This window comes from Nocardia concava NBRC 100430 (assembly GCF_000308815.1).
In the GTDB taxonomy this organism is placed as follows: domain Bacteria; phylum Actinomycetota; class Actinomycetes; order Mycobacteriales; family Mycobacteriaceae; genus Nocardia; species Nocardia concava.
Map to the genome: position 1 here is coordinate 68,748 of NZ_BAFX01000203.1, position 6,314 is coordinate 75,061.

General features: G+C 63.7%; 9 protein-coding genes. 5 read left to right on the plus strand and 4 right to left on the minus strand.

Annotated elements, in window-relative coordinates:
• Positions 1 to 49: 49 nt before the first annotated feature.
• Together ON43_RS40410 and ON43_RS47290 are read right to left on the minus strand one after the other, a co-directional pair.
• A complete protein-coding gene (locus tag ON43_RS40410; protein ID WP_040816205.1) occupies positions 50 to 373 on the minus strand; it encodes a hypothetical protein in 324 nt (107 codons plus the stop codon).
• A complete protein-coding gene (locus ON43_RS47290; protein WP_157514428.1) occupies positions 370 to 627 on the minus strand; it encodes a helix-turn-helix domain-containing protein in 258 nt (85 codons plus the stop codon). The genes ON43_RS40410 and ON43_RS47290 overlap by 4 nt, the downstream gene beginning before the upstream one ends.
• Before the next feature lie 152 nt (positions 628 to 779).
• Between ON43_RS47290 and ON43_RS40415 the strand changes: the two genes are divergently transcribed.
• Entirely contained in the window at positions 780 to 2,045 is a 1,266-nt protein-coding gene (locus ON43_RS40415; protein WP_040816207.1) for a helix-turn-helix domain-containing protein, read from the plus strand.
• Here the strand turns inward: ON43_RS40415 and ON43_RS40420 are convergent.
• Positions 2,042 to 2,692 (minus strand): HAD family hydrolase, encoded by a 651-nt coding sequence (locus ON43_RS40420; RefSeq protein ID WP_040816210.1) that lies wholly within the window; start codon positions 2,690 to 2,692, stop codon positions 2,042 to 2,044. The genes ON43_RS40415 and ON43_RS40420 overlap by 4 nt on opposite strands.
• 417 nt (positions 2,693 to 3,109) lie before the next feature.
• On the opposite strand from ON43_RS40420, the gene ON43_RS40425 reads away from it, so the two are divergent.
• Together ON43_RS40425 and ON43_RS40430 are read left to right on the plus strand one after the other, a co-directional pair.
• On the plus strand, positions 3,110 to 3,610 hold the full coding sequence (locus ON43_RS40425; protein WP_040816211.1) for a hypothetical protein: 501 nt from the start codon (positions 3,110 to 3,112) through the stop codon (positions 3,608 to 3,610).
• Between the two features lie 137 nt (positions 3,611 to 3,747).
• Positions 3,748 to 4,161 carry an HIT family protein gene (locus ON43_RS40430; protein WP_218003518.1) on the plus strand — a complete coding sequence of 138 codons (414 nt, stop codon included), beginning with the start codon at positions 3,748 to 3,750 and terminating at the stop codon, positions 4,159 to 4,161.
• A 64-nt stretch (positions 4,162 to 4,225) separates the two neighbouring features.
• Here ON43_RS40430 and ON43_RS45375 read toward each other — a convergent pair whose 3' ends face one another.
• Positions 4,226 to 4,540 carry a hypothetical protein gene (locus ON43_RS45375; RefSeq protein WP_157514429.1) on the minus strand — a complete coding sequence of 105 codons (315 nt, stop codon included), beginning with the start codon at positions 4,538 to 4,540 and terminating at the stop codon, positions 4,226 to 4,228.
• Between the two features lie 377 nt (positions 4,541 to 4,917).
• Between ON43_RS45375 and ON43_RS40435 the strand changes: the two genes are divergently transcribed.
• Both ON43_RS40435 and ON43_RS40440 read left to right on the plus strand, forming a co-directional pair.
• Complete coding sequence (locus ON43_RS40435; protein WP_040816213.1) at positions 4,918 to 5,811, plus strand: hypothetical protein; 894 nt, start codon at positions 4,918 to 4,920, stop codon at positions 5,809 to 5,811.
• 213 nt (positions 5,812 to 6,024) lie between these two features.
• On the plus strand, positions 6,025 to 6,314 hold a 290-nt coding region (locus tag ON43_RS40440), incomplete at its 3' end, for a hypothetical protein (protein ID WP_040816214.1).

Here is a 6,314-nt window from a genome sequence, read left to right on the forward strand (position 1 = left end):
CGAATGACCCGCGGGCAAACCACCACGCCCACAGACCCATTGAGCCACCTCATCGAGGGGATTCGTCCAATGGACGTTCGTTGGTGCGCCGCTCGGCGATCTCCGCGACCAAGTAGACATCGCAGTGAGTGGCCAGTACCTCGATGTCTTGGCTGCTCAAATGGCCGACACCGGGTAGGAACAGCGCATCGACGCCCTCCCGGAGAATCCGGTTGACCATCCGCACGTAGTTGCCTTCCGACTCGAAGTCCGCGAAAAACGTTGCCATCCAGGTAAAGCCAAGTTGGGCTGCCGCTTGCTCCATTTCGTGTTCGAGCTGTCGAATGTCCTGGCCGGACGCCGGGCGCAGGATGAAGCCGACGGCTCGCATCATCGTGGTCCCCCGACGTATTCGCGATACCTCGGCCGACACATCGCAAGACGACCGCGGTCGGTCGACTGCCATCGTGCGGGGCTCTGCGGCGTCACCGCCGCGAGACCGGTACGCACCAAGCGCAACAACGCCCGCCGGATCGATGACTCCGGTAGCCCGGTAGCCACGCTCAACCCGCGGACCGTAAACGGCGCTGTCACATCGGAATTCGCCAGGATTCCGAGTACCTTCGCCTCCTGCTCGGTGAGCGCCATGACACTCCTTCGGTTGTTCGATCAGCGGAAGTCCGCCGACTCCACGATCCCACCTATCGATGTCCCAAAACTGGCCATTCGATAGGACATCGTGCGGCCATTTTTCGTCCTATCGAGGCCATCAGACCGCCTTCGGGCGTAGCCTCGGTGCTATGACGTCCTCGGCGAATTCCCTTCGCGCCGCGCGGCTCAGCCTCGGCTACCGCTCCCAGGAGGCGCTGGCGGAAGCACTGAACAAGACCGCGCGCGAGATCGGTCTCAGGATCGCGATCAACAAGAGGACTGTCCGGCGTTGGGAGTCGGCCGAACCGCCATGGCCTCAGGCCGAGCACATCATGGCGTTGGAAAGCCTCTTCGGCCGACCGATTTCCGAGCTCGGGTTCGGCTCCGCACGCAGGGCCGGTAGCGATCAGCCGCCGCGTCCGCAGGCGGGCGGGAATCGGGAATCGTGGGCGTCTCGGCACTCTGGTGCTGCGGACGGGGTGCTACCGCAGTCCGTGGCATCGGATTTCATGTCCGCGACCGCGGCCCATCGCCGCATGTACTGGTCGGTGCCAGCGGCACGCCTGCAGCGTTTGGTCGCCGAGCACGCCGCGCTGGGATGGGATCTCCTGCCGCAGATCCCGGGTGCGGCGAAAACCCTCATGGCGCGGGCGGTCGCGGAGTCCGGTCTGCTCGCGGGTCGGCTGGAGTTCTTCGACCTCCAGCAACCCGATCTGGCCGGTCCGAGTTTCGGCCTCGCGCTGCAAGCGGCCGGCCAGGCCGATGACCCGCTACTCGGTGCCGCGATACTGGCGCACATGGCTTTTGCTCCGGCATTCTCCGGCGACCCGGAGCGGGCCGAGGAAGCGCGCGACAAGATCCGCGGCGCACGGACGTTCGCGGTGCGCGGCAATGCCGGTGCCGAGATGCTCGCGTGGATCGATGCGGTCGAGGCAGAGGTGGAAACCCGCTTCGGCGACGTGGCCGCGGCTCTGCGGCTGATCGAGCACGCGGAGCAGGAATACGGTCGATATGCCTTGGACCACAACGTCAGTCCGCCATGGCTGGACTGGTTCTCGCCGACCCGGTTGGCCGGTTTCAAGGGCAACACGCAACTCGCCGCCGGTGACGGTACGGCGGCGCGGGAAACCCTGGAACGGGCGCTTGCCGATCTGTCCGTCGAAGCGATCAAGCAACGGGCCGTCTTCCTTGCCGATCTCGCTGCGGCAGCCGTGCTGGAGCGCGATCCTGAGCAGGCTTGTGTGTACCTGAACGATGCACTCGGGCTGCTCGGAGAGCACTGGTACGCGACCGCGATGGATCGTGTGAAGGCTGTGCGTCGGTCGCTTCGAGAATGGGATGCACTTCCCAGCGTGCGCGAACTCGACGGCCAGCTCTACAACTGGCACACCATGATCAGATCGCTGGCAACCTAACCATTCTCCGCGACAACGATTTTCGGCAACTCGGTGAGGTCTCGGATCTTCCAGTCCGACAGCTCCGTGACCTCCGGGTTGTCACGCTGGATCCACCCCCATGGACCGCGCTGGATGAAGGCCGTGCGCATACCCACAGCCTTCGCGGGCGCGATGTCGTTCTCGATCCGGTCACCGACGTAGACGATCTCATCCGCTGCGCACGGCGCGACTTCGACCACCTTCTCGAAGAACGCGGTCGAGGGCTTTTCGACACCCCAATCATCGGAGGTCGCAATGAAATCGGTGGGCAGCTCCAGACTCCGCAGGATCTTGCCGGATCGGGCAGTCTGGTTGCCGACGATCCCGACCCACACATTCATCGCCCGCAACTGCGAGAGTGCCGGCCGGACGTCGGGATACAGGTCCTCCTCGCCATAGGTCTCCGGCTGACCGGCCAGTGCTCGCGCCTCACGCTGCTCGGCAAGATCGAAACCGGGTTGGAAGATCTGGAAAGTCTCGCGGTAGTCCCGGCCGCTGGCGATCACCGCACCGAACACCGACACGAACGTATGCCGTGGCACTCCAAGCCAATCCGCCCAGGTCCCGTACTCGCGCGTCTCGTCGACAAGCGTCTCCCCGACATCGAACACCACAGCCCCGATCATGGGGCACAACCTACCCGGCCCATCAGTCCGGCTTTGGGAGGCTGTCGGCTTGGAGGACTCAGCGGGAGGCGGCGAGTAGATAGAGGCGACGCACCGAGGAGACGGACATGCCTGCTCGCTCGCCCGGATATGGCTGTGCACCGAAGCGCACGGGATTGAAGGTTTGGATACGGCGGCTCCCGCGTAGACGACATTAGGCGCGAGCGCGTATCTTCCAGCCTGCCCTGTGGTCCGGTTTCGAACACTCGGGTCGCGGCATTTCAGGACGTCTATCCGTGTCGGCTCGACGCCTCCATACACTCGCCGCCAGCACCAAATCTCGCTGATGCCAACAGAACTCGGTTCAAATGCTAGGCCGGAGATATTCTGAAGCGGTCGGCTGGTGGATCATGGCCGCATCCGGGGGGGAGGCATCACATGGGGACAGCGGCTATCGCGGCGGTCGCGGCGCTGCTTGGCGTTGCTTTGGGCCGGTTATGGGATGGGCGAGCCGAAACCGCACGCTGGCGGCGCGACCAGACGATGGCCGCCTACCAGGGATTGTCAGAAGCATTTCGCGCCAGCTACGACGACATCCAGACCATCGCCTTCGCCGACCCGACCGACCCCGATTACGCCATCACCGTGCGGACCATTATCACGACCGGAAACCACCGATGGCACGACGCCGCCACCGCCATCTGGATTCACGGAGCACCGGCCACCATCACAGCCGCGGCAGCTCTGGGGCGCGAGTTAACCACGCTTCATACCGATGCGGCCACAACAAGGTTCACTGCCGAACGGTGGGCGCTTGCTCGCGTCCCAGCTCGCCGCGCCTTCGAGACGTACCTCGGAACAGTCCGGCAGGCCCTACACCTCACGCCCGTGCCGGACGCCTTCTACGACGACGGCTCGCCAGAACCGGGTACAGCATAGGCCAGCTGGGCAGGGAGGATCTGCTCAGCGGTCGGCGGTGGCCGTTTCGAACCGCGCCATATGCGGCAATGCAGTGCGTTTATCGGTACTGTCGCGCGGTGGGGAACGAATGTCTGATTTGCGAAAAGCATCGTGGCGTGGGCCGCTTGGTCGGCCCGGTGGTTTACTCCGATGATCTGGTGGTGGTGACGCACCGTCCACTCTCCGAGGGGGTGCCGATGCCTGGCTACCTTTTCGTCGAAACCGTCCGTCACGCAGCGACTTTGGCTGATTTGACCGATGCCGAGGGTGCTGCGATCGGGTGGGCGGTGCGCCGCGCGGCCTACGCGCTGCGTACCGAGCTGTCCCCTGATTACGTGTTCTCTGCGATTACGGGCCGCAGCGTCGCGCACTTCCATCAGCATGTCTTCGTCCGGCCGGCAGGTACTCCCGACACCGTGAGCTGGTTCGCTTCCTGGAGCGGTGGGCCACGTGTCGATGAGGCCGGGCTGGCTGTGCTGTGCGAGCGCCTCGCCGCATCCTTCACCCGGAACGAGGTGCCGCCGCCCTGAATCGAGCGGTCAGCGGCAAGAGAGTGCGTTCCTTCCGACGGTCTGACAAGTCTCTCGTCCGCGATCACAGGGGAAGGTCCCCCACGATGCGTGCACCGTTGTCGAAGACGAGAGTCAATACTTCATCCTTCGTCTGTGCAGTTGCTACTCGGCATCGCAACAAACCCAGGACTGGGCCTGCCGTGCGGGGGTCGTCCCCGATTCGGACATCCCATTCATTGCCCTCGGCGTCGGTGAATTGGAAATCGTTGAGATCCACGTAGGGATCGCCTGCAGCGCGCGGGACTGGGTCGAACAGCACGATGCGCACCCAGCCGCTCCAGACCCATACCTGCTCAACTTCCAGGCCTGATAATCCCGCGTACCAATCTGCAACCACGATCGGCAGCGTACTGGCGACCTGCGCCGTCCGTAGGCCGACATGCTCTCTGCCCGTTGACCTTCGTCGGCCCGCAGTCCGCCCTGAACGCGGCAGAAGAGTGTGTTCGCTGTCCGTCGGACTTCTGGTCGGAGGGAGGGCGTGGTGGATCGCTCGATACGGCCGGTTGATCTTCCACCGCACAACGTTGCCTGATCCGATCGCCGCGGGATGAGCCAGAAGAGTGCGTACGCGACCGCGGCACGTTCCCCTTCATCTGGCCGAGGCCGGTGAACATACCGACACGGCCGTCGTGCAACATCGTCTACGACTGGTAGAACCTGCGGCCAGCCGCACGGGTAGCAGAATGCCGATCTTGGCCACAGCGGAGGCGGAGAATGGACCGAGACGAGGAATACCACGCCCAGATGCTCGAGATGTCGCAATGGTGGACATCCAAGCTCGGCACGCTCTTGAGCGACCTGCGAGGCAGGCTGATCATCCACCGTGCACACCGCGACGATGACGACCCGATGATCTACTTCGACAAGCTGTACCAGGCTGGCGAATACGAACTAGTAGCAGACGCACTGGCCGCAGCCCTGGTCAAACAACAGGTCCCCATCACCACCGCCGAGCGGGCCACCGTGCGCGAAATCTTGTACAAGACAGACAATCCGCACCCCATCTACCATCGCTATCTGACAGACCGCGACAACGTGATGACCTCGCTGAACGTGGTGGCGGACATGCCGGACGGGCAGTGGCAGCAACTGCTGAATCAGCTTGCTCTGCTGCCTCCCGAAGACGTCCACGACTGGCTGCGAGCACAGAGGGCCTCGTTCCCGGAATCGAACTGGCTCGGACTCGCTGAAGTCGCCGGCCAACAGGCGATCGGGTCGACCGACGATGCCGCTCTCGACTGGGCACGTATCGCCATCGCCGTCCGACAGCTCATCGCCGAGAACACCGACGACAACTCCTACCGACACAGCCAGATCCGAAGCGCCATGCACCTGCGTGTGGCAATGATCAACTTGTTCGGCCCCGACAACGGCGATCCAATTCTCGATACCGCCTCCATCTACCAATGGTTCCTCGCCCGCCACCGCGACCAACTCGCGCGTGCGGCTACTGACTCCGTGCACTGGCAAGACCTACCGACAGAACGGATCCTCGAGCTCCGGCAGATCAAGAACGACCTCAACGTGCTTCGAAGCCTTGGTGACAGCAGCGATCCCGAAGCATCGGAGATCCATGGTTGGACCGAGATTTGGTCGCAACTCCCGTGAGACTGATGGCCTCGCGGATACCGGGGAACCACTTGATCACGCTCGACTCGGCTGCTGGCACACCTACCGGATGGTCGTATGGGCGGTTCCGAACGCCCGGGTCGCGGCAGAATAGTGCCGTTCGAGCCGGATGCGATCGTAGGCGGAGGGAGAGCCAGCGCCCAGGCGGGAGCATCTACGTCCGGTGTAACGATCTCGAGAGGAGCAGAACCGGTGATCGGCACCATGATCTATGCACACATATCCGGTGTGCGAGAACGCATCTTCGGCATGCCCGAGGTGAACGACATCCCCACCCCGTGCTTCAACGAGCTCCTCGAACACTATCTCGACATAGGGTGGCAACGCATCTACGAGTACGACGGCCCCGACGCCTGGATCGATTACGGCCGAGTCCACCTCAAGTACGGCACGAGTGTCCTCCGGTTCCGGTGGAACAACTACGACGAGGGCAGCGTGACCGGCCCGCGCACAGAGCTCGCAGACGTCACCCGCTACGTTCA